Source organism: Motilimonas sp. E26, from assembly GCF_021278025.1.
In the GTDB taxonomy this organism is placed as follows: Bacteria; Pseudomonadota; Gammaproteobacteria; order Enterobacterales; family CBDFNC01; genus Motilimonas.
In genome coordinates this window covers 103,779-127,703 of record NZ_JAIBHJ010000005.1, presented here as the reverse complement: position 1 = coordinate 127,703, position 23,925 = coordinate 103,779, and the positions used below count along the sequence as shown (strand labels likewise).

At 44.7% G+C, this 23,925-nt stretch carries 38 protein-coding genes; 35 read left to right on the top strand and 3 right to left on the bottom strand.

Going from position 1 to position 23,925, the window contains the following annotated elements; genetic code table 11:
* The first annotated feature begins 20 nt into the window (after positions 1-20).
* On the top strand, positions 21-575 hold the full coding sequence (locus K1M91_RS06375; RefSeq protein WP_232800718.1) for a topoisomerase DNA-binding C4 zinc finger domain-containing protein: 555 nt from the start codon (positions 21-23) through the stop codon (positions 573-575).
* Between the two features lie 94 nt (positions 576-669).
* Positions 670-1,575, top strand: a complete 906-nt coding sequence (hemF, locus tag K1M91_RS06370) for an oxygen-dependent coproporphyrinogen oxidase (protein WP_232800717.1) — start codon at positions 670-672, stop codon at positions 1,573-1,575.
* Positions 1,576-1,678: 103 nt separating this feature from the next.
* Here the strand turns inward: hemF and K1M91_RS06365 are convergent, their stop codons facing one another.
* Entirely contained in the window at positions 1,679-2,107 is a 429-nt protein-coding gene (locus tag K1M91_RS06365) for a group II truncated hemoglobin (RefSeq protein WP_232800716.1), read from the bottom strand.
* Between the two features lie 125 nt (positions 2,108-2,232).
* On the opposite strand from K1M91_RS06365, the gene aroE reads away from it, so the two are divergent.
* The 4 genes from aroE to K1M91_RS06345 all read left to right on the top strand — a co-directional run bounded on the left by aroE (position 2,233) and on the right by K1M91_RS06345 (position 5,480).
* Complete coding sequence (aroE, locus tag K1M91_RS06360; RefSeq protein WP_232800715.1) at positions 2,233-3,051, top strand: shikimate dehydrogenase; 819 nt, start codon at positions 2,233-2,235, stop codon at positions 3,049-3,051.
* 13 nt (positions 3,052-3,064) lie between these two features.
* Positions 3,065-3,328, top strand: coding sequence for a DUF1488 domain-containing protein (locus K1M91_RS06355; RefSeq protein ID WP_232800714.1), 264 nt, complete (start codon positions 3,065-3,067; stop codon positions 3,326-3,328).
* Between the two features lie 115 nt (positions 3,329-3,443).
* Positions 3,444-4,175: a 4-hydroxy-tetrahydrodipicolinate reductase gene (gene dapB, locus K1M91_RS06350; RefSeq protein WP_232800713.1), complete on the top strand. Its 732-nt coding sequence runs from the start codon at positions 3,444-3,446 to the stop codon at positions 4,173-4,175.
* Positions 4,176-4,256: 81 nt separating this feature from the next.
* Entirely contained in the window at positions 4,257-5,480 is a 1,224-nt protein-coding gene (locus K1M91_RS06345) for a succinylglutamate desuccinylase/aspartoacylase family protein (protein WP_232800712.1), read from the top strand.
* 106 nt (positions 5,481-5,586) lie between these two features.
* Here the strand turns inward: K1M91_RS06345 and K1M91_RS06340 are convergent, their stop codons facing one another.
* A complete protein-coding gene (locus K1M91_RS06340; RefSeq protein ID WP_232800711.1) occupies positions 5,587-7,713 on the bottom strand; it encodes a GNAT family N-acetyltransferase in 2,127 nt (708 codons plus the stop codon).
* Positions 7,714-7,922: 209 nt separating this feature from the next.
* Here K1M91_RS06340 and K1M91_RS06335 point away from each other — a divergent pair, with 209 nt between their 5' ends.
* From K1M91_RS06335 to rplQ, 29 genes are all read left to right on the top strand, one after another.
* Complete coding sequence (locus tag K1M91_RS06335) at positions 7,923-9,575, top strand: diguanylate cyclase (protein ID WP_232800710.1); 1,653 nt, start codon at positions 7,923-7,925, stop codon at positions 9,573-9,575.
* 238 nt (positions 9,576-9,813) lie between these two features.
* On the top strand, positions 9,814-10,125 hold the full coding sequence (gene rpsJ / locus K1M91_RS06330) for a 30S ribosomal protein S10 (RefSeq protein ID WP_119909477.1): 312 nt from the start codon (positions 9,814-9,816) through the stop codon (positions 10,123-10,125).
* A 24-nt stretch (positions 10,126-10,149) separates the two neighbouring features.
* Positions 10,150-10,788, top strand: coding sequence for a 50S ribosomal protein L3 (gene rplC / locus K1M91_RS06325; protein WP_232800709.1), 639 nt, complete (start codon positions 10,150-10,152; stop codon positions 10,786-10,788).
* A gap of 12 nt (positions 10,789-10,800) precedes the next feature.
* Positions 10,801-11,406: a 50S ribosomal protein L4 gene (gene rplD, locus K1M91_RS06320; protein WP_232800708.1), complete on the top strand. Its 606-nt coding sequence runs from the start codon at positions 10,801-10,803 to the stop codon at positions 11,404-11,406.
* On the top strand, positions 11,403-11,702 hold the full coding sequence (rplW, locus tag K1M91_RS06315; protein ID WP_232800707.1) for a 50S ribosomal protein L23: 300 nt from the start codon (positions 11,403-11,405) through the stop codon (positions 11,700-11,702). Before rplD ends, rplW begins: the two co-directional genes overlap by 4 nt.
* Positions 11,703-11,716: 14 nt before the next feature.
* A complete protein-coding gene (gene rplB, locus K1M91_RS06310) occupies positions 11,717-12,544 on the top strand; it encodes a 50S ribosomal protein L2 (protein ID WP_232800706.1) in 828 nt (275 codons plus the stop codon).
* Between the two features lie 15 nt (positions 12,545-12,559).
* On the top strand, positions 12,560-12,838 hold the full coding sequence (gene rpsS, locus K1M91_RS06305) for a 30S ribosomal protein S19 (RefSeq protein ID WP_119909482.1): 279 nt from the start codon (positions 12,560-12,562) through the stop codon (positions 12,836-12,838).
* Positions 12,839-12,848: 10 nt separating this feature from the next.
* Complete coding sequence (gene rplV / locus K1M91_RS06300; RefSeq protein ID WP_232800705.1) at positions 12,849-13,184, top strand: 50S ribosomal protein L22; 336 nt, start codon at positions 12,849-12,851, stop codon at positions 13,182-13,184.
* 3 nt (positions 13,185-13,187) lie between these two features.
* Positions 13,188-13,877, top strand: coding sequence for a 30S ribosomal protein S3 (gene rpsC, locus K1M91_RS06295; RefSeq protein ID WP_232800704.1), 690 nt, complete (start codon positions 13,188-13,190; stop codon positions 13,875-13,877).
* Between the two features lie 12 nt (positions 13,878-13,889).
* A complete protein-coding gene (rplP, locus tag K1M91_RS06290) occupies positions 13,890-14,300 on the top strand; it encodes a 50S ribosomal protein L16 (RefSeq protein ID WP_232800703.1) in 411 nt (136 codons plus the stop codon).
* Positions 14,300-14,491: a 50S ribosomal protein L29 gene (gene rpmC / locus K1M91_RS06285; protein WP_232800702.1), complete on the top strand. Its 192-nt coding sequence runs from the start codon at positions 14,300-14,302 to the stop codon at positions 14,489-14,491. The genes rplP and rpmC overlap by 1 nt, the downstream gene beginning before the upstream one ends.
* A complete protein-coding gene (gene rpsQ / locus K1M91_RS06280) occupies positions 14,491-14,739 on the top strand; it encodes a 30S ribosomal protein S17 (RefSeq protein ID WP_232800701.1) in 249 nt (82 codons plus the stop codon). The genes rpmC and rpsQ overlap by 1 nt, the downstream gene beginning before the upstream one ends.
* Positions 14,740-14,903: 164 nt before the next feature.
* Positions 14,904-15,272 carry a 50S ribosomal protein L14 gene (gene rplN / locus K1M91_RS06275; protein ID WP_232800700.1) on the top strand — a complete coding sequence of 123 codons (369 nt, stop codon included), beginning with the start codon at positions 14,904-14,906 and terminating at the stop codon, positions 15,270-15,272.
* A 15-nt stretch (positions 15,273-15,287) separates the two neighbouring features.
* Complete coding sequence (gene rplX / locus K1M91_RS06270; RefSeq protein WP_232800699.1) at positions 15,288-15,602, top strand: 50S ribosomal protein L24; 315 nt, start codon at positions 15,288-15,290, stop codon at positions 15,600-15,602.
* A 12-nt stretch (positions 15,603-15,614) separates the two neighbouring features.
* Positions 15,615-16,154, top strand: a complete 540-nt coding sequence (rplE, locus tag K1M91_RS06265; protein WP_232800698.1) for a 50S ribosomal protein L5 — start codon at positions 15,615-15,617, stop codon at positions 16,152-16,154.
* An 11-nt stretch (positions 16,155-16,165) separates the two neighbouring features.
* A complete protein-coding gene (gene rpsN / locus K1M91_RS06260; protein ID WP_232800697.1) occupies positions 16,166-16,471 on the top strand; it encodes a 30S ribosomal protein S14 in 306 nt (101 codons plus the stop codon).
* 24 nt (positions 16,472-16,495) lie between these two features.
* Positions 16,496-16,888 (top strand): 30S ribosomal protein S8, encoded by a 393-nt coding sequence (gene rpsH / locus K1M91_RS06255; protein WP_232800696.1) that lies wholly within the window; start codon positions 16,496-16,498, stop codon positions 16,886-16,888.
* 9 nt (positions 16,889-16,897) lie between these two features.
* Positions 16,898-17,431, top strand: coding sequence for a 50S ribosomal protein L6 (rplF, locus tag K1M91_RS06250; protein WP_232800695.1), 534 nt, complete (start codon positions 16,898-16,900; stop codon positions 17,429-17,431).
* A gap of 9 nt (positions 17,432-17,440) precedes the next feature.
* The gene (rplR, locus tag K1M91_RS06245) at positions 17,441-17,791 is read left to right on the top strand and encodes a 50S ribosomal protein L18 (protein WP_232800694.1); all 351 of its coding nucleotides are present in this window, start codon (positions 17,441-17,443) and stop codon (positions 17,789-17,791) included.
* A 10-nt stretch (positions 17,792-17,801) separates the two neighbouring features.
* The gene (gene rpsE / locus K1M91_RS06240; RefSeq protein WP_232800693.1) at positions 17,802-18,302 is read left to right on the top strand and encodes a 30S ribosomal protein S5; all 501 of its coding nucleotides are present in this window, start codon (positions 17,802-17,804) and stop codon (positions 18,300-18,302) included.
* Between the two features lie 6 nt (positions 18,303-18,308).
* The gene (rpmD, locus tag K1M91_RS06235) at positions 18,309-18,488 is read left to right on the top strand and encodes a 50S ribosomal protein L30 (protein ID WP_232800692.1); all 180 of its coding nucleotides are present in this window, start codon (positions 18,309-18,311) and stop codon (positions 18,486-18,488) included.
* A 3-nt stretch (positions 18,489-18,491) separates the two neighbouring features.
* Positions 18,492-18,926: a 50S ribosomal protein L15 gene (rplO, locus tag K1M91_RS06230; RefSeq protein WP_232800691.1), complete on the top strand. Its 435-nt coding sequence runs from the start codon at positions 18,492-18,494 to the stop codon at positions 18,924-18,926.
* Between the two features lie 6 nt (positions 18,927-18,932).
* Positions 18,933-20,258 (top strand): preprotein translocase subunit SecY, encoded by a 1,326-nt coding sequence (gene secY / locus K1M91_RS06225; protein ID WP_232800690.1) that lies wholly within the window; start codon positions 18,933-18,935, stop codon positions 20,256-20,258.
* A 43-nt stretch (positions 20,259-20,301) separates the two neighbouring features.
* Positions 20,302-20,415, top strand: a complete 114-nt coding sequence (gene rpmJ / locus K1M91_RS06220) for a 50S ribosomal protein L36 (RefSeq protein ID WP_232800689.1) — start codon at positions 20,302-20,304, stop codon at positions 20,413-20,415.
* A 140-nt stretch (positions 20,416-20,555) separates the two neighbouring features.
* A complete protein-coding gene (rpsM, locus tag K1M91_RS06215) occupies positions 20,556-20,912 on the top strand; it encodes a 30S ribosomal protein S13 (RefSeq protein ID WP_232800688.1) in 357 nt (118 codons plus the stop codon).
* Between the two features lie 10 nt (positions 20,913-20,922).
* Positions 20,923-21,312, top strand: coding sequence for a 30S ribosomal protein S11 (gene rpsK, locus K1M91_RS06210; protein ID WP_232800687.1), 390 nt, complete (start codon positions 20,923-20,925; stop codon positions 21,310-21,312).
* Positions 21,313-21,340: 28 nt separating this feature from the next.
* Positions 21,341-21,961 (top strand): 30S ribosomal protein S4, encoded by a 621-nt coding sequence (rpsD, locus tag K1M91_RS06205; RefSeq protein ID WP_232800686.1) that lies wholly within the window; start codon positions 21,341-21,343, stop codon positions 21,959-21,961.
* A 24-nt stretch (positions 21,962-21,985) separates the two neighbouring features.
* On the top strand, positions 21,986-22,972 hold the full coding sequence (gene rpoA, locus K1M91_RS06200; protein ID WP_232800685.1) for a DNA-directed RNA polymerase subunit alpha: 987 nt from the start codon (positions 21,986-21,988) through the stop codon (positions 22,970-22,972).
* Positions 22,973-23,014: 42 nt separating this feature from the next.
* Positions 23,015-23,407, top strand: coding sequence for a 50S ribosomal protein L17 (rplQ, locus tag K1M91_RS06195; protein WP_232800684.1), 393 nt, complete (start codon positions 23,015-23,017; stop codon positions 23,405-23,407).
* A 44-nt stretch (positions 23,408-23,451) separates the two neighbouring features.
* Here rplQ and bfr read toward each other — a convergent pair whose 3' ends face one another.
* Positions 23,452-23,925, bottom strand: a complete 474-nt coding sequence (gene bfr, locus K1M91_RS06190) for a bacterioferritin (protein ID WP_232800683.1) — start codon at positions 23,923-23,925, stop codon at positions 23,452-23,454.

Genomic DNA, 23,925 nt, shown 5'->3' with positions numbered 1-23,925 from the left:
TATTCACTAATGAGGCTTAAGTGTCCAAAATCGATCACTCGTTATTTTCTGCACATGAACATGCTCTAGAAAAAGAAGCTTGCCCTGAATGCGGCAACTTACTGCAGATGAAAAACAGTAAACATGGACCTTTCCTTGGGTGTAGTAATTATCCGCAGTGTGATTATAAGCGAGCTTTGCACCATCATGGCGATATTACGAAAGTGCTTGTTGGCAGTGATTGCCCTGAGTGTCATAGTGAATTAGCCATCAAGCAAGGGCGCTATGGCATGTTCATTGGCTGTACTGCTTTTCCTGACTGCCATCACATTGAATCATTAGCCCATGCGGATAAAACCGATATCACTTGCCCCAATTGCAAATCCGGTCGTTTAGTGCAGCGAAAATCTCGCTTTGGTAAGCTATTTTATGCTTGCGACAGCTACCCTAAGTGTAAGTATGCGGTGAATGAAAAACCTGTGGCGCAGCCTTGTCCAGATTGTGGCTGGGGCATCTTGACTGAGAAAAAAACCGCTGCTGGACTGCGTTTAGTGTGTCCTCAAAAATCATGTAAGTATAAAAGCGAAACCCTTTAACCCGCCATAATGAAAGAGTGCGTTGCGAGTTTGCCGTTAGAAAAAATATTGATTAAAACCTCGACGCCGTATTGAAAAAGAAGGACAGTTGTAAATGGCATTGCCAGATAAAGCCCAAGTAAAAGCCTACTTACTTAAGCTACAAGATCAAATTTGTGAATCATTAATGCAAGCCGATGGCTCGGGTGTGTTTATTGAAGATAAATGGCAACGTGAAGAAGGCGGCGGCGGTCGCACCCGCGTGTTACGAAATGGCGCTGTTATTGAGCAAGGTGGGGTTAATTTTTCCCATATCTCTGGCGATAAAATGCCGGCCTCTGCAACTGCTCATCGGCCTGAATTAGCAGGTCGACGTTTTGAAGCGATGGGGGTGTCTTTAGTGATCCACCCTAACAACCCTCACGTGCCTACCTCACATGCCAATGTACGTTTTTTTATTGCCGAAAAAGACGGTGAAGATCCGGTGTGGTGGTTTGGTGGTGGTTTTGACCTCACGCCATTTTATCCCGTGGATGAAGATTGCCAACATTGGCATCAAGTGGCCCATGATTTATGCCAACCCTTTGGTGAGCAAGTATATGGCGATTATAAAAAGTGGTGTGACGAATATTTCTTCTTAAAACACCGCAACGAAACCCGAGGTGTGGGTGGTTTGTTTTTTGATGATTTGAATAAGTGGCCATTTGAAGATTGCTTTGCGTTTATGCAAGCGGTGGGCAATGGCTATTGTGATGCTTATTTGCCGATCATGGCGCGTCGTAAAAATACGCCATTTACCGAGCAGCAACGCCAGTTTCAATTATATCGCCGTGGCCGCTATGTAGAATTTAACTTGGTTTGGGATCGCGGCACCTTGTTTGGTTTACAAAGTGGTGGTCGCACGGAATCGATTTTAATGTCGATGCCCCCGTTAGCCCGCTGGGAATACAATCTACAGGTTGAACCTGATAGTTTAGAGGCCAAGCTGACGCAATATTTAGTGCCACGAGATTGGTTGTAACAGTTGCTAACAAATATCGAACACGGCGTGTTTTTTCGCTAAATCGCAGCAAAACACGTCGCAGTCTCTAACGCGTCCTTAAATTAACCTACCTAGCTGAATATTATTGATTACGCATATGGCTAGCGAGCTGATCTAACGAGGCGCGCATTTGCTCTCGTACTTCAACATTACCGACTTGGCGATCAAGCGCCTTGTTCATACAAAACATCCATTGATCACGCATCTTGCAGTCGACTTTAAAGGGTAAGTGGCGCGCTCTTAAGCGTGGATGGCCATATTTTTCTTCAAACAACGGTGGTCCGCCGGTCCAGCCCGATAAAAATTCAAAGAACTTTTGTCTAATGGCATCTAAAGGTAATGGGTGGATAGCATATAAGTCCGCTGCTTCTGGTGCTGATTCCATAATGTCATAAAAATCATTGGCCAGTGCGCGCACTCCTGCTTCTCCGCCGAGTAATTGATAGGCAGTTAATGGTTCAATAGGTGTTGTTTCGACTTTTTTTGGAAACAGTTTTTTTATCAAATTCATTGTTAACATTTTGCTGTAAATGGAATAATAACGGCAGTAGCGGTTTAGCCGCACCAGATTTATCGATTATCGGCTCATCAGCATCAAGCTATCGAATCTCGAATTAACGACCAAAAAGGTAGAACATGGATAAGTACGCAGTATTTGGTAATCCCATCGGTCACAGTAAGTCACCTTTTATTCACACTTTGTTTGCTCGTCAGACACATGAGGATATCAGTTATCAAGCCATCGCGGCACCTTTAGATGACTTTGCGGGTGAGTTAAAGCGTTTCTTTGCCGCCGGTGGCAAAGGTTGTAATGTGACGGTGCCGTTCAAGGAGCAAGCGTTTGCTGCGGCGGATATTCTCACCCCTCGTGCTCAGTTAGCAGGTGCGGTCAATACGTTAAAACTAACCGACGATAACCTCGTCATTGGTGATAACACCGACGGGGCTGGCTTGGTTCAAGATTTAAAGAACTTTCATGTTAATATCCAAGGTGCGCGTATTTTACTGTTAGGGGCTGGCGGCGCAGCGCGTGGCGTATGTGGTCCTTTATTAGATGAGCAACCCGCCGAGTTAATCATTGCTAATCGCACTTTTAGTAAGGCGCAAACCTTAGCTGACATCTTTGCCGAGAAAGGCAATATTAGCGCCGCAGAATTTTCTAGTTTAAGTGGCGACTTTGATTTAATCATTAACTCCACGTCAGCGAGCTTATCGGGCGATTTACCGCCGATTGAGTCTAGCCTTGTGCGTCCTGAAACAGCGGTTTATGACATGATGTATGGCGCGGGTGATACTGTGTTTTTAGCATGGGCGAAAGCGGCCGGTTCACGTTTAACACTTGATGGTTTAGGCATGTTGGTGGGTCAGGCGGCAGAAAGCTTTGCGGTATGGCGCGGTATTCGCCCTGGCAGCAAGCAAGTGATGGCTGAGTTGCGTCGTAACTTAGCGCTTTAGCAGGTGAATTGAGATGAACCAAAGTATTCAATTTCCAGATCAACAGCAATGGCACCAAGCGAAAGGCATGGTCGTGTTCCCCGCGTTAAATGGCGGGCAGCTTATTCAATGTCATGTAAGCCTGAATTTTTTGACGCAGCACGGTGAGCTAGCGGATTCATCATCCGCCAGTGTATTAGCTTTATTCGAGCAGTTACGTTTTGACTTAGAAGAATTAGCCGAAGAAAAAATAGCTAATGAAGACTTTGATACTAATGGCGACATTAACTTAACGTGATAACAATATTTGAGCGCCGTGGGGGATAAGCGTTATAGACAAGTTAGCTTAAGATTATTAACCTGAGCAAAATGAAAGATGCAGTGAAGCAAATACAGCAGTTGAGGAGAGTAGTGTGGTTAAAGTATTAGTAAACGGTGCTAAAGGCCGTATGGGCAGCGAAGCGGTTAAAGCGATTAATAACGATCCAGAGTTAACTTTAGTTGGAGAAGCTGACTTTGGTGATGATTTAGCGGCAAAAATTGTGCAATGCCAAGCTGAAGTGGTGGTTGATCTGACGGCAGCGTCAGCAGGATTTAACAATACTCAAACCATATTAAATGCCGGCGCTCGTCCTGTTATTGGCACCAGCGGTTTTCAGCAGTATCAAGTTGATGAATTAGTTGCTCTTTCTGTAGAGAAAAAACTCGGCGGCCTGATTGCACCTAACTTTTCGGTTGGTGCGGTACTGATGATGAAGTTTGCTGCGGAAGCGGCGAAATATTTACCCGATGTTGAAGTCATTGAAGCGCACAGCCCGCAAAAAGAAGAAAGCCCATCGGGTACTGGCGTTCGCACGGTCGAGCTAATTGCTGCAGCACGTACGAAAGCACCGCTGCCAACCTCGGATAAAGAGTTAATTGAAGGAGCTCGCGGCGCTAACTTACACGACGTGCCATTACACTCTATTCGCTTACCGGGTGTGGTTGCGCAGCAAACGGTATTTTTTGGCGGCTTAAGTGAAACCCTTAAAATTGAGCATAACTCTCAACATCGTGAATCATTCATGCCTGGTATCTGTTTGGCTTGTAAGCAAGTTATGACCCGAGAGCAACTCGTTTATGGTTTAGAGCATTTAATGGATTAATTGAGTCAATAGAAATTCTGCAAGGACCGTAACGACTAAGGACTGATTTTTCAGTCCTTTTTTGATAAATAAGGCGTAAAGATGAAAAAATATTTAACTCTTTTACTTCTCCCTTTTTCTGCATGGGCTACAGAGATAGTTGATAACCCACCTAAGGTTCCCGTTAAAAAGGATGAGTCGGTTAAAATTGAAGCACCTGCGGCTCATGTCGAAGCCATTAAATCTAATTTGACCTTGCTAGGAACCACTGTTAAGCCCAATAGTTTTCGTACTTTGTCATGGTCGAGCGAGCAATCATTTACTGGGATTGATTTAGGCACCCCTGTATTGGTGGCAAGTGGTGCGCAGCCGGGGCCGACCTTGTGCTTAACTGCAGCGGTCCATGGTGATGAATTAAATGGTATTGAAATCACTCGTCAAGTTGTACACCCATTAGACACTAACAAACTCAAAGGCACGGTGATTGGTGTACCCATAGTGAACTTAGATGGTTTTCATAATTCATCTCGTTACCTTAAAGATCGTCGTGACTTAAACCGTTACTTTCCTGGTTCAACCGAAGGCGCGTCGGCGTCACGTATTGCCTATTCTTTTTTTAGCCAGATTATCACCCATTGTGATGCCTTAGTGGATCTTCATACTGGGTCTTTTTATCGCACCAACTTGCCACAAATACGGGCTGACTTAAGCCATCCGCCATTGGCTGAATTTAGTCGAGGTTTTGGCGACATTACCATAGTGCAAAGTAAAGCCAGTACCGGTACCTTACGAGGTGCAGCGATGGAGCATGGCATTCCAGCGGTTACCATGGAACTAGGAGCACCGATGAGTCTTGATTTAGACAGTGTATCGGTTGGAGTGGCTGCTATTAAGCGTCTGATGCGCAGTATGGATATGCTGCCAGAGCCTTATCGTGGTGGAAGCGTGCAACCTATTTATGTTGAATCGTTTTGGTTGCGCTCTGATCACAGTGGTATTTTTGTTAGCAATGTTTCCCTTGGTGCAAAAATTAAAAAAGGCGATATTCTCGGCACGGTAACGGATCCAGTAACCAATGCTGCATTTCGTGTGCGGGCTCAATCAAACAGCACGGTAATAGGCAAAGCAATTAATCAGTTTGTTTATCCTGGTTTTGCTGTGTTTCACTTAGCGATTAATACTACGCCGGAAAAAGTAGAGAAAAAAGCAGCAGAAATACAACATCAGGAGGAAACTCAAGAGCGCGCGATAGAGGGGTTAGATGAGGAGCCTGAAATTGAGGGCGGTGATGTTGGATCCGATGATGCAGAAGAAATGGATGGCTAGTGGTGTTAGCCTCTTGTAGTCCATAACCCGAGCTATTGATAAGTAAAAAAAGCTTTATCTGTATCTACTCGTAATAGACCTGAGCAAAACTAAGGTTAAGTTGAGCCTATTCAAGGTATCGTTGTAAGCATGCTTTAAGACCTGCTTCTGCTTCTTTTTTGCCGCTATACGACGAGCCTTTGATACTGTTAGCCCAATCTTGTTGTTGCAAAATAAGCCGAGCTAAGAGGGCTTGCTCTGAAGGTGAAACATCTTCAGTACGCCCGTGCTTGATTAACCACTTTTTGATATTGGGTAAGATAAATGCTAGCGGACGGTGATACTGCACATAGGTCTGAATATCTTGGATTAAGTCAGTTGGGGCGGGTGTGTGATGGCTATTTATAATAAAACATGCCAGCTCGGGGGGGAGGTGTTTTAATGGTCCGCAAAAATGATCGCCAAGTTGATTAAATAGGCGCTCTTGGCACTGGAATAGCCAAGGGGCCTGCTCGGCGGTTAATGGCATTAACATTAATGCGCTATAACAACCGCTAGCGCTATCTTGCGTTAAACCTAAATGAGCGATCTGAAAGCCTAAGCGCTGCCAGAATTGACCGAGTTCGAGGGTTAAGCCAAAGCTAGAGCCGAGAAAATCATATCCTTGTCCGCTAGCCCATTTACTGAGTTGTTTAACTAGGTAGCTACCTAAGCCCTGCTGTTGTAGGCTAGGGTGAATAGCAATGCGCATAATACGGGCATAATGCTTAGCGCCTGCGGCTTGCTGTCCACCATGAAATAGCAGCGATTGGGGAATTAAATGACCTTGAATGCGCCTTTGTCCGTGATAAACATCTTGGCTTAATGACTCTGATAATTGACCTTCACTACAAATAATGGCGGCGCCGATAATTCCTTGCCCTTGCTGCAGTGCCATTATCTGAATACCTGGGTTATCCAGCAACGCTCTTAAATCTGACGGCTTAGTCTGATAATGAGCGCATACTAATAACGAAAAAATAGCGCGCAGCAATGCTTCGTTGTTACTTAGCTCTTGTGGCATAACCTGACGAACAACCAGCTCTTCATCTTGTTGGGTTAAGCTCAATGATGGTAGCTGCGCATCGAGTAATAAAGCATTAAAAATCAATGCCTCGACTGGATCGTCCTCAGCCCAACGAATCGGTGATTTGAGATGAGTTTGTTTATACCCGTTTGAAACGCGTTGTAAATAGGGGATAAATTTAAGACTGAAGCCTCGTCCTGAGCCCTCATAACCATGCAAAGTTGAACAAAATACCACCCGTTTGTAATTTTGGTTAAGCTGTTGCAGTAAAGGAATGGGTAGGGCAGCGGCTTCATCAATGAGCAATAATGTTGCTTTTGGCTGTTCTAAAATCAGTTGGTCGGGAGCAAAGAATGTAAGGGTATTTCCTTGGTAGTTTAAATTGTTGCCAACCCTTTCTGCTGCGGGCAAGTTGGCTTGAGCAAGTTCAAAGACACTTTGTACGGCCTGAGGTGAGGGGGCCGTTAATGCTATCTCAATTTGTTGCTCTTGCGCGAGTAATTGCGCAGCGGCAATACCAAGCGCTGCTGACTTTCCGCGGCCACGATCGGCGGTTAGTATTAAAGGGCGGTTGGCTCTGCCGGCACTTACTTTATGGATCGATGCCACGGCATCGGCTTGCTCTTGGTTTTTATATGGTGCCTGATATTGCGGTATGTGAAATGTTACTGACTCAGTGTTTGACAGGTGCTCAATACTAGGTAGCGGCTGACCTTGTTCGACGATAGTTGCACTGGGATCTTGTCGTAATAATGCAACCAACCGTGCCAAAAATAAGCTCTTTTTTGGTGGCGGCGATTGTGCGGATATAAACCTTAGGTAATCAGGATCTTGATAACTAGGCCAGGTATCAAGTGGTGGACAAATAAGAATGAGTATTCCCCCGCCAATTAATGTCCCACTGAGGGCACCGAGTGCGTCTGCAGATAAACCTGAGTAGGCATCAATAATCAGCTGTGAGCACTGTTGTCCCAGTAATAAATGAGCTTGTTTTACTTGATAATAGCGAGTAGATGCCGGTAGCGAGATAGTTGGAACAGGGGCGCCAATAAATAAAGCTTCAGGCTCAATCATAGGCACAATGGCACGATGAGCCCAGGCTTGCTCACCGCTAAGAATAAGTAAGCGGCGGTGATTTGTTTGCTGCGCTTGTTTAATGAGAGCATTAACTAATGGAAGTATGTTCAATCTGACGCTACCTGAATTACAAAATACCTGATTCCGGTTGTCCACTAAGGACAAAGGCACTATATGGGAAAATAGCAGAGAATGCGAGAAGGTGACTAGTGTGCAGGGTTGTGCATTTTTTTCGGTTTTATGATAATTTTATGCTTATTTATTGATGCGGGTCTCATTTCAGGTTGGATTAATTAACGGGTTTATAGCGCTTTGATAATATGGCTAAAACCGCTGATTTATTGCGGGTTTCATACTTAGCGAAGGATGCGCGAACTTATTTTATGTTTCAAACATTAGTTCAAAATATGCCGAGGGCAAAGGGATTCGAAGCCTTTTGTTATTCTGGCCTTGGTAGTTTATCAAGCCTCTATCAGGGCTGCACTTTGTTACTGGTCGATGATCAAAGTTTATATGTGGTTGCGCGTGCTAACCATAGAGAGGGAGTGCGGTATTTTTCTACGCCTTTATCGGTCTACCAAGAGCCTGACTTTCCTTTAATATCATGTTATTCAGTGATAAACGAAGGCAAAAGTGTGGATGGCATTCTGCCTTTAGTAAACCAGCAAGGTATTATTGGTTTATTAATTGTAGAAGGTAAGAAGGGAGTATCGTCAAAAGTAAACGAGTATTTACTCGAAGCCCTTAGTTTTGGGTTAGATAATTATCGCTTGTCATTAGTTCATCAGGCTCAGCAATCAGAGTTACAGCGCAAAGAACTTGCCTTGGCCAGAGCGGACGAGCAAACAGCTGCGTTTTCAGGACTACTGAAAGAGTTACATGAAATCACTATTGAACTGTCTAAGTTATATTCATTAGATGAATTGTATCGCCATACTGTTGAGGCTGGTACGACTCGTCTTGGTATTGATCGTATGGCGGTATTTATCATGGATACCGAGCGCGATATGTATTTTGGTACTTATGGTACTAATGAACAAGGTGAGGTTGTTGATGAGAGCTATTTTCAAAACAACATTCCAAATGTGCCATTTGTACAAGAAGCGTTAACACGTAAGGACTATTTAAGCGTTTGGGATGATGCGCCCATTTTGCATGATACCAAGGAAATAGGCTCAGGCTGGAATGCGATGATTGCCCTATGGCATGGTGATGAAACGATAGGTTGGATTGCCTGTGACAATTTCATTAATCACAAACCGTTACCAGACTACCAAAAAGAAGTATTAATCCTTCTCGCTTCCACGGTCGCGCAAATGATCATGCGCAAACAAGCTGAAGAGCAAGTGATGTTACTTAACAGAGAGCTTGAATTGCGAGTACGAGAGCGTACCACTGAACTTGCTCAAGCCTACCGAGCTTTGGCAGACGCTAATTCTGCATTACAGCTGGTTTCTGCGATTGATTCGTTAACTGGTTTAGCAAATCGGCGAGCTTTCGATGAGCGGCTAGAATCAGAGTGGATTAATGCGCTACGTGAGCACAGCAATATTTCTTTAGTTTTGATCGATGTTGACTTTTTCAAGCAATATAATGACAGGTTTGGCCACCCCGAAGGGGACGTTTGCCTACAACGCATTTCGCAGGCCCTAAAAGAGTGTGTTAATAGTAATAAAGATCTTGTTGCCCGTTATGGCGGTGAAGAAATCGTTTTACTTTGTCCTGGAATCAGTGCCGAGCAAACCGCCGTACTGGCAGAGCTTTGTCGTAAGAAAATTGAGCTGCTCAATATTTCACATCCGGAAAATGGGATTAAAGAACGAGTAACCATTAGCTTGGGACATGTTTGTATCCAACCCGTGAATGGCATGCCTCACAAAAATCTGATTTGCATCGCCGATCAGGCTCTCTATCACGCCAAGCAGACAGGCCGCAATATCTCGGTACAAGCCGAATACGGCCAATTCAAATAGTAAACTTAAAATATCTACAATTAACTGCATTCCATCGATTGCAAATTCACCATATCTCTGTATAATGCGCTCCACTTGCTAATAGAGTAAGTGGAGCAATAGCTCCCTGCCAGAATTACTGGCCACACAGAGCCCCCGATTTGGGTGGCTAATGGTTTAAGCCTCACTAATCACTTATTTTAAGTAAAGTAGATTGGTGGAGTTTTTTTTATGTTTTTAACTATTGGAGCCTTGGTCCATGCAGAACCAAAGAATCCGTATCCGCCTGAAAGCGTTTGATCACAGACTGATCGATAACTCTACAGCGGAAATCGTTGAAACTGCAAAGCGCACGGGTGCTCAGGTTCGTGGTCCGATTCCACTGCCTACTCGTAAAGAGCGCTTTACTGTACTGGTTTCTCCGCACGTAAACAAAGATGCGCGTGATCAGTACGAAATTCGTACGCACAAGCGCTTGATTGATATCGTAGAGCCAACTGACAAGACTGTTGACGCACTAATGAGGCTAGATCTAGCCGCTGGTGTTGACGTTCAAATCAGCTTGGGCTAAACGGAAGAGAAAGAGGTTATAACAATGACAATCGGTCTAGTTGGTCGTAAAGTTGGTATGACTCGCATCTTCACTGAAGATGGCGTTTCTATTCCAGTTACGGTAATTGAATGTACTGCAAACCGCGTTACTCAGGTTAAAGGCCTAGAAACTGACGGTTACAGCGCAATTCAAGTGACCACCGGCACCAAAAAAGCAAGCCGCGTAAATAAACCTCAAGCAGGTATTTTCGCGAAAGCTGGTGTTGAAGCAGGTCGCGGTTTGTGGGAATTTCGTCTTGCAGACAATGAAGGCGCAGACATCCAAGTGGGTGCTGAGCTGAACGTTGATAATTTCAACGAAGTAAATAAAGTAGATGTTACTGGTCAATCTAAAGGTAAGGGCTTCCAAGGTGCTGTTAAGCGTTGGAACTTCCGTACTCAAGATGCGACTCACGGTAACTCTCTTGCCCATCGTGCACCGGGTTCAATTGGCCAATGTCAAACTCCAGGTCGCGTATTTAAAGGCAAGAAAATGGCTGGTCACATGGGTGCTGTTCGTGTAACGACTCAGAACCTAGAAGTTGTTCGTGTTGACGCTGAGCGTAACCTTATCCTTGTAAAAGGTGCGGTACCAGGTGCAATCAACGCTGACGTCATCATCAAACCTGCCGTCAAAGCGTAACAGGAGATAGTAATGGAATTGGTATTGAAAGACGCGCAAAGCGCTCTTGAAGTTTCCGAAACTACCTTCGGACGTGAATTCAACGAAGCCCTGATTCATCAGGTTGTCGTTGCATACGCTGCAGGTGCTCGTCAAGGTACACGTAAACAAAAGACTCGTGCAGAGATCGTTGGTACGGGTAAAAAACCTTGGCGTCAAAAGGGTACTGGCCGCGCACGTTCTGGTAGCCAAGCGAGCCCAATCTGGCGTTCTGGTGGTGTAACTTTTGCTGCGCGTCCACAGGACCACAGCCAAAAAGTTAACAAGAAAATGTATCGTGGTGCGGTTCAAAGCATCCTTTCTGAACTTGTTCGCCAAGATCGTCTAGTAGTTGTTGAAAACTTCGCTGTTGAAACACCTAAGACTAAAGAGCTAGTAGCTAAGCTGAAAGAGCTTGAGCTAAACGACGTTCTTATCATCACTGAAGAAGTAGATGAGAACTTGTTCCTAGCTGCGCGCAACTTATACAAAGTTGACGTACGTGATGCTGCTGGTATCGACCCTGTTAGCCTAATCGGCTTTGAGAAAGTTCTTGTTACTGCTGCTGCAGTTAAGAAGATTGAGGAGGCTTTAGCATGATCAGTGAAGAACGTTTACTGAAAGTACTGAGTGCTCCACATATCTCTGAGAAGAGCACTCGTTCTGCTGAACTAGACAACACAGTTGTGTTCAAAGTTGCTACAACAGCAACTAAAGCAGAAATCAAAGCAGCAGTTGAAAAACTGTTTGAAGTTGAAGTGACTGGCGTTAGCACTCTTGTTGTTAAGGGTAAAACCAAGCGTCATGGTCAACGTGTAGGTCGTCGTTCCGATTGGAAAAAGGCTTACGTGACTCTGGCAGACGGTGCTGAAATCGATTTCGCTGGCGCTGAGTAAGAGGAACTTTATCAATGGCTATTGTAAAATGTAAGCCTACATCTCCAGGTCGTCGCCACGTCGTTAAAGTGGTTAACAACGACCTGTACAAAGGCAAGCCATACGCACCACTACTTGAGACTAAGTCTAAGTCGGGTGGTCGTAACAACGGCGGTCGTATTACAGTTCGTCACATCGGTGGTGGTCATAAGCAACACTATCGTGTAATCGACTTTAAACGTAATAAAGATGGCATCCCTGCAAAAGTAGAGCGTTTGGAATATGATCCAAACCGTACTGCGAATATCGCACTAGTACTTTATGCAGACGGTGAGCGTCGCTACATCTTAGCACCTAAAGGTGTTCAAGCTGGCGATGCACTACTATCTGGTATTGATGCGCCAATCAAAGCAGGTAACGCTCTTCCTATGCGTAATATCCCAGTAGGTTCTACTGTGCACGCTGTGGAAATGAAGCCTGGTAAGGGTGCTCAATTAGCTCGTTCAGCAGGTGCTTACGCACAAATCATCGCTCGTGATGGTGACTATGTAACACTACGTCTTCGCTCTGGCGAAATGCGTAAAGTTCAGTCAGATTGTCGCGCGACGATTGGTGAAGTTGGTAATGCTGAGCACATGCTTCGCCGTCTAGGTAAAGCTGGTGCAAGCCGCTGGCGCGGTGTTCGCCCTACAGTACGTGGTGTTGTAATGAACCCGGTTGATCACCCACACGGTGGTGGTGAAGGTCGTACTTCTGGTGGTCGTCATCCTGTTTCACCATGGGGTGTGCCAACTAAGGGCTACAAGACTCGTTCGAACAAGCGTACTGATAAGTACATTGTACGTCGTCGTAATAAGAAATAATTAGAGGAATACGCCATGCCACGTTCTCTCAAGAAGGGTCCATTTATTGACCTACACTTGTTGAAGAAGGTAGAGAAAGCGTTGGAAAGCGGTGACAAAAAGCCTGTTAAGACTTGGTCCCGTCGTTCAATGATCATTCCAGATATGATTGGTTTGACCATCGCTGTCCATAATGGTCGTCAGCACGTACCAGTATTTGTAACCGATGAAATGATCGGCCAAAAATTGGGTGAGTTTGCACCAACTCGTACTTATCGCGGCCACGTCGCAGATAAGAAAGCGAAGAAGAAGTAAGGAGTAGATAATGGAAGCTTTAGCTAAACATAAGTTTGCTCGTACTTCGGCGCAAAAAGCACGTCTAGTTGCTGACCAGATCCGTGGTCTACCAGTTGAAAAAGCGCTAAACATTTTAACTTTCAGCGACAAAAAAGCCGCTGACCTAGTTAAGAAAGTTCTTGATTCTGCTATTGCTAACGCTGAGCACAATGAAGGCGCTGATATTGATGAACTAAAAGTTGCCAAAATTTTTGTTGATGAAGGTCCAACCATGAAGCGTATTATGCCTCGTGCTAAAGGCCGTGCTGATCGCATTCTTAAGCGTTCAAGCCACATCACAATTGTGGTATCGGACAGGGGATAAGTAATGGGTCAGAAAGTACATCCTAACGGTATTCGCCTAGGTATCACTAAGCCTTTTAGCTCTACCTGGTATGCCGAAAAAGACTTCGCTGCTAACCTATACGGTGATTTCGAAGTGCGTCAGTTCCTTACTAAAGAACTGAAAAATGCGTCATTGTCTAAAATTACTATTGAACGCCCTGCTAAGAGTATTCGTGTGACTATTCACACTGCTCGCCCAGGTGTTGTTATTGGTAAGAAAGGCGAAGACGTAGAAAAATTGCGCAATGCAGTGGCTAAAATGGCTGGTGTACCTGCACAAATCAACATTTCCGAAGTGCGTAAGCCAGAGTTAGATGCCAAGCTAGTAGCTGACAGCATCTCTTCTCAGCTAGAGCGTCGTGTTATGTTCCGTCGTGCTATGAAGCGCGCAGTTCAAAATGCAATGCGTCTTGGTGCTAAAGGTATCAAAGTTGAAGTAAGTGGTCGTCTTGGTGGTGCTGAAATCGCACGTACTGAGTGGTATCGTGAAGGTCGTGTGCCTCTACATACACTACGTGCAGACATCGATTACTCGACGTCTGAAGCTTTAACTACTTACGGTATCATTGGTGTTAAGGTTTGGATCTTTAAAGGTGAAGTTCTTGGTGCACTACCATTAGGTGGTCAACCAGAAGCACCTGCCAAGCCTAAACGCAAAGGCCGTGGTAAGTAAGGAGATTCAGAAATGTTGCAACCAAAACGTACTAAATTCCGTAAGCAGCACACCGGTCGTAACCGTGGTCTAGCTAAAGGACAAGACGTTAGCTTTGGCCAGTTTGGTCTTAAAGCGACAGGACGTGGCCGTTTGACTGCACGTCAAATTGAAGCTGCACGTCGTGCGATGACTCGTGCGGTTAAGCGTCAAGGTAAAATCTGGATCCGCGTTTTCCCTGATAAGCCTATTACAGAAAAACCTCTTGAGGTTCGTATGGGTAAAGGTAAAGGTAACGTAGAATATTGGGTTGCTCAAATTCAACCTGGTAAAGTCCTTTACGAAATGGAAGGCGTTCCAGAGGCGATAGCACGTGAAGCATTTGCACTAGCAGCTGCTAAACTGCCTATCAGTACTACTTTCGTAACAAGAACGGTGATGTAATGAAAGCAAGCGAACTTAAAACTAAGAGCGTTGAAGAGCTGAATGCTGAACTGTTAAGCCTATTACGCGAGCAGTTCAACCTACGCATGCAAGCGAGCACAGGCCAACTGGCTCAAACTCACTTGCAAAAAGAAGTACGCCGTAACATCGCGCGTGTTAAAACTTTGCTAACTCAGAAGGCAGATGCGTAATGAGCGAAAATACTCGTACTCTTCAAGCTAAAGTCATCAGCGACAAGATGGACAAGTCCATCACAGTAGCGATTGAACGTAAAGTGAAACATCCGATCTACGGTAAGTTCATCAAGCGTACTACTAAGTTACACGTACATGACGAAACAAATCAGTGTGTTGAAGGCGATTGGGTTCTTATCCGTGAATGTCGTCCTCTTTCTAAGACTAAGTCTTGGACATTGGTTGAAGTAATTGCAAAAGCTTAATTTTTAAGCTTTTTCAAAAAAAGCGGCGCCTTTATTGGGGCCGCTTTTTATTTATACTACCTTTTCTCAGAATGTGGTGTTATAATGCGCCGCCCTCTAAAGGGAAGGTAGCCATGATTTCAGATTAGGCTGAAATCTTGTTGTAATAATAGCGGAGCACTGAAATGATCCAGATGCAAAGTATGCTTGACGTGGCTGATAACTCAGGCGCACGTAGCGTAATGTGTATTAAGGTCCTTGGTGGCTCGCACCGCCGTTATGCAGCGATTGGTGACATCATCAAAGTTACTGTTAAGGAAGCAATTCCTCGCGGTAAAGTTAAAAAAGGTGATGTTTACAATGCTGTGGTAGTGCGTACCAGAAAAGGTGTACGTCGTCCTGATGGTTCTTTGATTCGTTTTGACCGCAATGCTGCGGTTATCTTGAATGCAAACAAACAACCAATTGGTACACGTATCTTTGGGCCTGTGACTCGTGAACTTCGTTCAGAGCAATTTATGAAAATTGTGTCTCTGGCACCTGAAGTACTGTAAAAGGCGGAGTCAATAATGGCAGCAAAAATTATTCGTGACGACGAAGTGATCGTACTAGCCGGTAAAGATAAAGGTAAAACTGGTAAAGTTACCAAAGTTCTACCTAACGGCAAAGTGTTCGTCGAAGGCGTAAATACTATCAAGAAGCACACCAAGCCAAACCCTCAATTGGGTGTAGCAGGTGGCATCGTTGAAAAAGAAGCGGCAATTGACGCTTCAAACGTTGCGGTCCTTAACCCATCTACGGGTAAAGCTGATCGTGTTGGTTTTAGACTTGAAGACGGCAAAAAAGTACGTTTCTTCAAATCTAATAATGAAACTGTGAAGTAATTGGAGTTTACGATGGCGAAACTGCATGATTTTTACAAAGAGACAGTAGCGTCTGATCTTCAAACGAAGTTCGGTTACAAATCTGTCATGCAAGTCCCTCGGATTGAAAAGATCACCCTAAATATGGGTGTTGGTGAAGCTCTGGCTGATAAAAAAGCACTAGAGAATGCGGCTGCTGATATGGCTGCAATTTCTGGTCAAAAGCCACTAATCACCAAGGCGCGCAAATCTGTTGCGGGCTTCAAGATCCGTGAAGGCTACCCTATTGGTTGTAAAGTGACCTTACGCGGTGAACGGATGTGGGAATTCTTCGAACGCTTGGTTAGCATTTCGCTACCACGTGTACGTGACTTCCGCGGCTTGAATCCTAAGTCATTCGACGGCCGTGGTAACTACAGCATGGGTGTACGTGAGCAAATCATCTTCCCTGAAATCGATTACGATAAAGTCGATAAAGTACGTGGTCTTGATATTACTATCACTACTACTGCTGCTTCAGATGAAGAAGGTCGTGCACTGTTAGCTGCATTCAACTTCCCATTCCGTAAATAAGGTGTAGGGTTATGGCTAAACAATCCATGAAAGCACGTGAAGCAAAACGTGAAAAACTGGTTAGCAAGTACGCTGAACAACGCGCAGCGCTAAAAGCGGCGATCACTGACGTGAATACATCAGATGAAGACCGTTGGGCTGCAGTGCTTAAGCTACAAACGCTACCTCGTGATTCCAGTAAGAGTCGTCAGCGTAACCGCTGTAACGTTACTGGTCGCCCACATGGTTACCTGCGTAAATTCGGCATGAGCCGTATTAAGCTGCGTGAACACATGATGCGCGGTGAAGTTCCTGGCCTTAAAAAGGCTAGTTGGTAATCCACTATCACGGAGTAAGCAAATATGAGCATGCAAGATCCTATTGCTGATATGCTAACACGCATTCGCAACGGTCAAGCGGCCAACAAAGTTGCAGTGAAAATGCCATCTTCTAAGCAAAAAGTAGCTATCGCTGCAGTGCTTAAAGAAGAAGGCTATATCGCTGATTTCGCTGTAGTTGGTGAAGCTAAACCAGAATTGGAAGTAACTCTTAAGTACTTCCAAGGTAAAAAAGTTATCGACAGCATTAAACGTGTTAGTCGTCCAGGTCTGCGCATCTACAAAAGCTCTTCAGAACTGCCAAAAGTTCTTGACGGCCTAGGTGTTGCAATTGTTTCAACTTCACAAGGTGTGATGACCGATCGTGCAGCGCGTAAAGCGGGCATCGGTGGTGAGATCATCTGTTACGTAGCTTAAGGAGTAGATATGTCACGCGTTGCTAAATCGCCTGTTGCTATTCCAGCTGGCGTAGAAGTTAAAATTAACGGCCAGGAAATCACAGTTAAAGGTAACAACGGTTCATTAAGCCGTGTTATTAACAATGCTGTTGTTGTTAAAGAAGAAGAAGGTAAACTGACTTTTTCTTGGGTTGAGGGTGTAGTTGGAGCAAGTGCTCAAGCTGGTACTGCTCGCTCACTAGTTAACAACATGGTTGAAGGCGTATCGAAAGGTTTCGAACGCAAACTTCAGCTACTAGGTGTTGGTTACCGTGCAGCTGTTCAAGGTAAAGTAGTAAACCTAACACTAGGTTTCTCTCACCCTGTTGAGCACGCACTACCTGAAGGTATCACTGCCGAGTGTCCATCAAATACTGAAATCGTACTGAAAGGTATCGATAAGCAGTTGATTGGACAGGTTGCCGCCGATATTCGTGGTTACCGTCCACCAGAGCCTTACAAAGGTAAAGGTGTACGTTATGCTGACGAAGACGTGCGTCGTAAAGAGGCTAAGAAGAAGTAAGGTAACACTATGGATAAGAAAGCATCTCGTCTACGTCGTGCAACTCGTACGCGTAAGAAATTGCAAGAGTTGGGAGCAACTCGCCTGGTGATTCACCGTACTCCGCGCCACACTTACGCGCAGGTGATCTCGCCAGAAGCAAAAGTTATTGCAACTGCATCAACAGTTGAAAAAGACGTTGCTAGTCAAGTTAAAAACGGTGGTAATGTTGAAGCGGCTAAGCTAATCGGTAAATTGGTTGCTGAGCGTGCTGTAGAGAAAGGTGTTGCTAAAGTATCTTTCGACCGCAGCGGTTTTCAATATCATGGTCGCATCTCAGCATTAGCTGAAGCGGCTCGTGAAGCTGGTCTTCAGTTCTAAGGGGCGGGTCATGGCAAAAGAACAAACTCAAGCCGGTGAACTGAACGAAAAACTTATCGCAGTTAACCGAGTTTCAAAAGTAGTTAAAGGTGGTCGCATCTTTAGCTTCACGGCACTAACAGTAGTTGGTGACGGCAATGGTCGTGTAGGTTTTGGTTACGGTAAAGCACGTGAAGTGCCTGCAGCTATCCAGAAAGCAATGGAAAAAGCGCGCCGTAATCTAACGACTGTAACGCTTAATGGTACTACACTTCAGCACCCTATTAAGGGGCGCCACTCTGGCTCAAAAGTTTACATGCAGCCAGCATCTGAAGGTACAGGTATCATCGCCGGTGGTGCGATGCGTGCAGTACTAGAAGTAGTAGGTGTACAAAACGTACTTGCTAAAGCTTACGGTTCTACTAACCCAATCAACATCGTTCGCGCTACTATCGACGCGCTTGAGAGCATGAATGCTCCTGAGCAAGTTGCTGCTAAGCGTGGTCTGACTGTTGACCAGATTTTAGGGTAATTGACCATGGCTAAGACGATTAAAGTAACTCAAACTAAAAGCGCGATCGGCCGTTTACCGAAGCATAAAGCTACGTTAACTGGTTTAGGTCTACGCCGCATTGGCCACACTGTTGAACTAGAAGATACTCCTTCTGTTCGCGGTATGGTTAATTCAGTTTACTACATGGTTAAAGTGGAGGATTAATTGATGAAACTTAATACTCTATCTCCAGCAGCAGGTTCAAAACCAGCAGCAAGACGTGTAGGTCGTGGTATCGGTTCTGGTCTAGGTAAAACCTGTGGCCGCGGACATAAAGGTCAGAAATCTCGTTCTGGCGGTTCTGTTCGTCCAGGTTTTGAAGGCGGTCAAATGCCTTTGAAACAACGTCTACCTAAGTTCGGTTTTACTTCTCGTAAGAGTTTAGTAAGTTCTGAAATTCGCTTAAGTGAATTAGCGAAAGTTGAAGGTGACGTAGTTTCTCTAGAAACTCTGAAAAAAGCCGGTATCATTGCTGATAATATTCGGTTCGCGAAAATTGTATTGTCTGGTGAAGTTTCTCGCCAAGTAACAGTACAAGGCCTTAAAGCAACAAAAGGCGCGCGTGCTGCAATTGAAGCTGTCGGCGGAAAAATCGAGGAATAAGATTAAATGGCTAAGAAACCAGGGTTAGAAGGGAAGGGCTCACAAGGCGGTTTAAGTGAACTTAAATCTCGCTTGTTATTTGTACTAGGTGCCATATTGGTGTTTCGTGCGGGCTCCTTTATTCCAATTCCTGGTATTGACGCCGCTGTCCTCGCTGAGTTGATGCAGCAGTCTAAAGGCACCATCATTGAAATGTTCAACATGTTCTCTGGTGGTGCACTTGAACGTGCATCTATTCTTGCGTTAGGTATCATGCCGTATATTTCGGCATCGATTATTGTGCAACTGCTAACAGTAGTACACCCACCACTTGCTGAATTGAAAAAAGAAGGTGAGTCGGGACGACGTAAGATTAGCCAATATACCCGATACGGTACGTTGGTACTCGGTACATTCCAAGCAATTGGTATTGCAACTGGTTTGCCAAATATGATCCCAGGCCTTGTGGTTAACCCAGGCATGAGCTTCTATTTGACAGCTGTAATCAGTTTAGTCACAGGAACAATGTTCCTTATGTGGCTAGGTGAACAAATTACCGAACGTGGCATAGGTAATGGTATCTCGATTCTGATTTTCGTAGGTATCGTTGCTGGTTTACCGTCTGCTATTGGTCAGACGGCAGAGCAAGCCCGCCAAGGTGAATTACACTTGTTACTGTTATTTTTGCTTGCCGCAATTGTATTCGCAGTAACTTATTTTGTGGTGTTTGTTGAACGTGGTCAGCGACGTATTGTTGTTAACTACGCCAAGCGCCAGCAAGGTAGAAAGGTATTTGCTGCACAAAGCACGCATTTACCACTGAAGCTAAATATGGCCGGTGTAATCCCAGCTATCTTTGCCTCAAGTGTAATTTTGTTCCCTGGTACTATTGCACAATGGTTCGGACAGACTGAAGGTTTTGAATGGTTAGGTGAGTTTTCGCTCGCGTTACAACCTGGCCAGCCGCTACATGCAATGCTGTATGCAGCTGCCATTATCTTCTTCTGCTTCTTCTACACTGCACTTGTGTTTAATCCACGCGAGACGGCAGATAACTTGAAGAAGAGCGGTGCCTTTATTCCAGGTATTCGTCCCGGAGAACAAACTTCGCGCTACATAGACAAAGTAATGACACGCCTAACATTAGCTGGCGCACTTTATATTACCTTTGTCTGTCTGGTTCCCGAGTTCATGATGATTACAATGAACACACAATTCTACTTCGGTGGTACATCGTTGTTGATTATTGTTGTAGTAATCATGGATTTTATGGCTCAGGTTCAGACTCATTTGATGTCTCATCAATATGAATCCGTCCTGAAAAAGGCAAATCTTAAAGGTTATGGTCGCTAAGATCTAATTTTTAGGGTAAGCTATTTGTTTACGGAGTTATGCAATGAAAGTTCGTGCATCCGTTAAGAAAATCTGTCGTAACTGTAAGGTTATCAAACGCCACGGCGTTGTACGTGTAATCTGCAGTGAGCCAAAGCATAAACAACGCCAAGGCTAAGTCAGAGATTTCATCGAGATGAATTGCAGCCTGATGGTTATTAAACCATCAGAGCTGTTTTTTGCTTGCAATTTTGTCGTCTGTTGAGTATCCTACCGGGCTTTTCGCAGATGGCCTTTAATTAATACTAGGAGTGCATAGTGGCCCGTATCGCTGGCATTAACATTCCTGATCAGAAGCATACTGTGATCGCCTTAACTGCGATTTATGGTATCGGTAAAACTCGTGCACAAAAAGTTTGTGCTGAAGCGGGTATTGCTGAAAATGTTAAGATCAAGGAATTAGACGAAGCTCAAATTGAGTCTCTTCGTACTGAAGTAGCTAAGTTTACCGTTGAGGGTGACTTACGCCGTGAAATTTCCATGAGCATCAAGCGTCTAATGGACCTTGGTTGTTACCGTGGTCTTCGCCATCGTCGCAGCTTGCCTGTACGTGGACAGCGTTCTAAAACGAATGCTCGTACTCGTAAAGGCCCACGTAAACCGATTAAGAAGTAGGGGTTAAGTAATGGCTAAAGCTCCAACTCGCGCTCGTAAGCGCGTCAAAAAGCAGGTTGCTGACGGCATGGCTCATATCCATGCATCTTTCAACAACACAATCGTTACCATCACCGATCGTCAAGGTAATGCTCTTTCTTGGGCTACTGCAGGTGGTTCTGGCTTCCGTGGTTCACGTAAGTCAACTCCATTTGCTGCGCAGGTCGCTTCTGAGCGCGCTGCTGAAGCTGCAAAAGAGTATGGACTGAAAAACGTAGAAGTTTTCGTTAAAGGTCCTGGTCCGGGTCGTGAGTCTTCAATCCGTGCGTTAAACGCAGCGGGTTTCCGCATCACTAATATTACTGATGTGACTCCGATTCCACACAACGGTTGTCGTCCACCTAAGAAACGTCGCGTATAACGTTTTTTAGACCTGTTGGAGAAAGAAAATGGCAAGATATATTGGGCCTAAGCTCAAACTTAGCCGTCGTGAAGGCACCGACCTATTTTTGAAGTCTGGTGTTCGTGCGATCGACTCTAAGTGTAAGATTGATAATGCACCTGGTGTACATGGTGCGCGTAAACCTCGTCTATCTGACTACGGTTTACAATTACGTGAAAAGCAAAAAGTTCGTCGTATGTACGGCGTACTAGAAAAGCAATTCCGTAACTACTACAAAGAAGCAGCACGTTTAAAAGGTGCTACAGGTTCAAACCTGCTACAACTTCTTGAAAGTCGTCTAGATAATGTTGTATACCGTTTCGGTCTTGGTTCTACTCGCGCAGAATCTCGCCAACTAGTTAGCCATAAAGCTATTCTAGTAAATGGTAAAGTGGTAAACATTCCATCGTACAACGTTAAACCAAACGACGTTATCAGCGTTCGCGAAAAAGCTAAGAGTCAAGCTCGTATTAAAGCGGCTCTAGAAATCGCTCAACAGCGTGAACTTCCTACTTGGGTAGAAGTTGACACTAACAAGATGGAAGGCACTTTCAAGCGCTATCCAGAACGTTCTGATTTGTCTGCGGACATTAACGAACAGCTGATCGTCGAACTTTACTCTAAGTAAAGTTAACTGCTAAGAGAGGACATAATGCAGGGTTCTGTAACTGAATTTCTTAAACCTAGACTAGTTGACATCGAGCAGGTTACCGCTAATCGTGCACGAGTTACACTCGAGCCTTTAGAGCGTGGTTTCGGCCATACTTTAGGTAACGCTTTACGTCGCATTCTACTTTCATCTATGCCAGGTTGTGCAGTGACTGAAGTTGAAATCGACGGTGTAATGCATGAATACAGTACTAAGGAAGGCGTTCAAGAAGATGTTCTTGAAATCCTACTTAATCTTAAAGGCCTTGCAGTTAAACTGGAAGGTAAAGATGAAGCACTGCTAACGCTTACAAAGTCTGGTGAAGGCCCTGTACTAGCGGGAGACATCACTCATGATGGTGATGTGGAGATAGTTAACCCAGAGCACGTTATTTGTACTTTGACAAGCAATGCTGACATTAGCATGCGCATCCGAGTTCAACGTGGTCGTGGTTACGTACCAGCTTCAATTCGTGTCCATTCGGAAGATGAAGAGCGTCCAATCGGTCGTTTGCTAGTCGATGCGGCATATAGCCCTGTAGAGCGTATTGCTTACAGTGTTGAAGCTGCTCGTGTAGAACAACGTACAGATTTAGACAAACTAGTCATCGACATGGAAACTAATGGTACTTTAGATCCTGAAGAAGCGATTCGTCGCTCTGCTACAATTTTAGCTGAACAGCTAGATGCGTTCGTAGACCTTCGTGATGTAACTGAACCAGAAGAGAAAGAAGAGAAGCCTGAGTTCGATCCAATCCTGCTTCGTCCCGTAGATGATCTAGAGCTAACGGTTCGTTCTGCTAACTGTTTGAAAGCAGAATCGATCCATTACATCGGTGATCTGGTACAGCGTACCGAAGTTGAACTATTGAAAACGCCAAACCTTGGTAAGAAGTCTCTGACTGAAATTAAGGATGTATTGGCATCACGTGGTTTATCTCTGGGCATGCGCCTTGAAAATTGGCCGCCAGCAAGTATTGCTGACGAATAATCAGATTTACTGAGTTAACGTATTAGTTAGAAGGATTAGGTTATGCGCCATCGCAAGAGTGGACGTCAACTTAACCGAAACAGCAGTCATCGTCAGGCTATGTTTCGTAACATGGCAAGCTCTTTGGTAACTCATGAAGTTATCAAAACAACCTTGCCTAAAGCTAAAGAACTTCGTCGTGTAGTTGAACCATTAATTACACTAGCTAAACAAGACAGTGTTGCTAACCGTCGTTTAGCATTTGCTCGCACACGTGATAACAGCGTTGTTGGCAAATTATTCAATGAATTGGGTCCACGTTACGAGTCTCGCCCTGGCGGCTATACTCGTATTCTAAAATGTGGCTTCCGTGCTGGTGATAATGCTCCTATGGCATACATCGAGCTGGTTGAGCGCCCAGTTGTTGAAGCAGTAGAAGACGCAGCAGAAGAATAAAAAATGGCCGGGTTTACCCGGCCTTTTTTTTATCTTGCCTTTATTTAACTTCCCATTTGCGCTTGTACATAATTTTGTATACCGATCTTTTCTATAAGACCTAAATGTTGCTCTAGCCAATAAATATGATCCATCTCGGTGTCATCAAGTAGCTTGGTTAACATATCTCTACTAACATAGTCCTGTTCTTTTTCGCAAATAGCGATGATCTCTCGCAGGCTATTCGCGACTGTATACTCTGCAGCAAGATCGTTCCTAAGCATTTCTTCAACATTTGAACCAATATGAATTGCCATTCGGGATGCTGTATCCGGTGTGCCTTCTAGAAATAGGATCCGCTCAATCAGCTTCTGCGCATGCTCGAGCTCCTCTTCATATTCGTGAGCTAATTTTTCATGTAGCCTATTAATACCCCAATCTTCGTACATCTTGGAATGTGCGAGATACTGATCCATGGAGGTAAGCTCAAGCGTTAGTTGCTTATTGAGGTGATCGATTACGACTTGTTTACCTAGCAT

Bases quoted from the DNA above. Each gene is read 5' to 3' on its own strand.
- hemF (WP_232800717.1), top strand. From the start codon at position 670: ATGGCATTGCCAGATAAAGCCCAAGTAAAAGCCTACTTACTTAAGCTA.
- K1M91_RS06365 (WP_232800716.1), bottom strand. From the start codon at position 2,107: ATGAATTTGATAAAAAAACTGTTTCCAAAAAAAGTCGAAACAACACCT.
- aroE (WP_232800715.1), top strand. From the start codon at position 2,233: ATGGATAAGTACGCAGTATTTGGTAATCCCATCGGTCACAGTAAGTCA.
- K1M91_RS06355 (WP_232800714.1), top strand. From the start codon at position 3,065: ATGAACCAAAGTATTCAATTTCCAGATCAACAGCAATGGCACCAAGCG.
- K1M91_RS06345 (WP_232800712.1), top strand. From the start codon at position 4,257: ATGAAAAAATATTTAACTCTTTTACTTCTCCCTTTTTCTGCATGGGCT.
- K1M91_RS06335 (WP_232800710.1), top strand. From the start codon at position 7,923: ATGGCTAAAACCGCTGATTTATTGCGGGTTTCATACTTAGCGAAGGAT.
- rpsJ (WP_119909477.1), top strand. From the start codon at position 9,814: ATGCAGAACCAAAGAATCCGTATCCGCCTGAAAGCGTTTGATCACAGA.
- rplC (WP_232800709.1), top strand. From the start codon at position 10,150: ATGACAATCGGTCTAGTTGGTCGTAAAGTTGGTATGACTCGCATCTTC.
- rplD (WP_232800708.1), top strand. From the start codon at position 10,801: ATGGAATTGGTATTGAAAGACGCGCAAAGCGCTCTTGAAGTTTCCGAA.
- rplW (WP_232800707.1), top strand. From the start codon at position 11,403: ATGATCAGTGAAGAACGTTTACTGAAAGTACTGAGTGCTCCACATATC.
- rplB (WP_232800706.1), top strand. From the start codon at position 11,717: ATGGCTATTGTAAAATGTAAGCCTACATCTCCAGGTCGTCGCCACGTC.
- rpsS (WP_119909482.1), top strand. From the start codon at position 12,560: ATGCCACGTTCTCTCAAGAAGGGTCCATTTATTGACCTACACTTGTTG.
- rplV (WP_232800705.1), top strand. From the start codon at position 12,849: ATGGAAGCTTTAGCTAAACATAAGTTTGCTCGTACTTCGGCGCAAAAA.
- rpsC (WP_232800704.1), top strand. From the start codon at position 13,188: ATGGGTCAGAAAGTACATCCTAACGGTATTCGCCTAGGTATCACTAAG.
- rplP (WP_232800703.1), top strand. From the start codon at position 13,890: ATGTTGCAACCAAAACGTACTAAATTCCGTAAGCAGCACACCGGTCGT.
- rpmC (WP_232800702.1), top strand. From the start codon at position 14,300: ATGAAAGCAAGCGAACTTAAAACTAAGAGCGTTGAAGAGCTGAATGCT.
- rpsQ (WP_232800701.1), top strand. From the start codon at position 14,491: ATGAGCGAAAATACTCGTACTCTTCAAGCTAAAGTCATCAGCGACAAG.
- rplN (WP_232800700.1), top strand. From the start codon at position 14,904: ATGATCCAGATGCAAAGTATGCTTGACGTGGCTGATAACTCAGGCGCA.
- rplX (WP_232800699.1), top strand. From the start codon at position 15,288: ATGGCAGCAAAAATTATTCGTGACGACGAAGTGATCGTACTAGCCGGT.
- rplE (WP_232800698.1), top strand. From the start codon at position 15,615: ATGGCGAAACTGCATGATTTTTACAAAGAGACAGTAGCGTCTGATCTT.
- rpsN (WP_232800697.1), top strand. From the start codon at position 16,166: ATGGCTAAACAATCCATGAAAGCACGTGAAGCAAAACGTGAAAAACTG.
- rpsH (WP_232800696.1), top strand. From the start codon at position 16,496: ATGAGCATGCAAGATCCTATTGCTGATATGCTAACACGCATTCGCAAC.
- rplF (WP_232800695.1), top strand. From the start codon at position 16,898: ATGTCACGCGTTGCTAAATCGCCTGTTGCTATTCCAGCTGGCGTAGAA.
- rplR (WP_232800694.1), top strand. From the start codon at position 17,441: ATGGATAAGAAAGCATCTCGTCTACGTCGTGCAACTCGTACGCGTAAG.
- rpsE (WP_232800693.1), top strand. From the start codon at position 17,802: ATGGCAAAAGAACAAACTCAAGCCGGTGAACTGAACGAAAAACTTATC.
- rpmD (WP_232800692.1), top strand. From the start codon at position 18,309: ATGGCTAAGACGATTAAAGTAACTCAAACTAAAAGCGCGATCGGCCGT.
- rplO (WP_232800691.1), top strand. From the start codon at position 18,492: ATGAAACTTAATACTCTATCTCCAGCAGCAGGTTCAAAACCAGCAGCA.
- secY (WP_232800690.1), top strand. From the start codon at position 18,933: ATGGCTAAGAAACCAGGGTTAGAAGGGAAGGGCTCACAAGGCGGTTTA.
- rpmJ (WP_232800689.1), top strand. From the start codon at position 20,302: ATGAAAGTTCGTGCATCCGTTAAGAAAATCTGTCGTAACTGTAAGGTT.
- rpsK (WP_232800687.1), top strand. From the start codon at position 20,923: ATGGCTAAAGCTCCAACTCGCGCTCGTAAGCGCGTCAAAAAGCAGGTT.
- rpsD (WP_232800686.1), top strand. From the start codon at position 21,341: ATGGCAAGATATATTGGGCCTAAGCTCAAACTTAGCCGTCGTGAAGGC.
- rpoA (WP_232800685.1), top strand. From the start codon at position 21,986: ATGCAGGGTTCTGTAACTGAATTTCTTAAACCTAGACTAGTTGACATC.
- rplQ (WP_232800684.1), top strand. From the start codon at position 23,015: ATGCGCCATCGCAAGAGTGGACGTCAACTTAACCGAAACAGCAGTCAT.
- bfr (WP_232800683.1), bottom strand. From the start codon at position 23,925: ATGCTAGGTAAACAAGTCGTAATCGATCACCTCAATAAGCAACTAACG.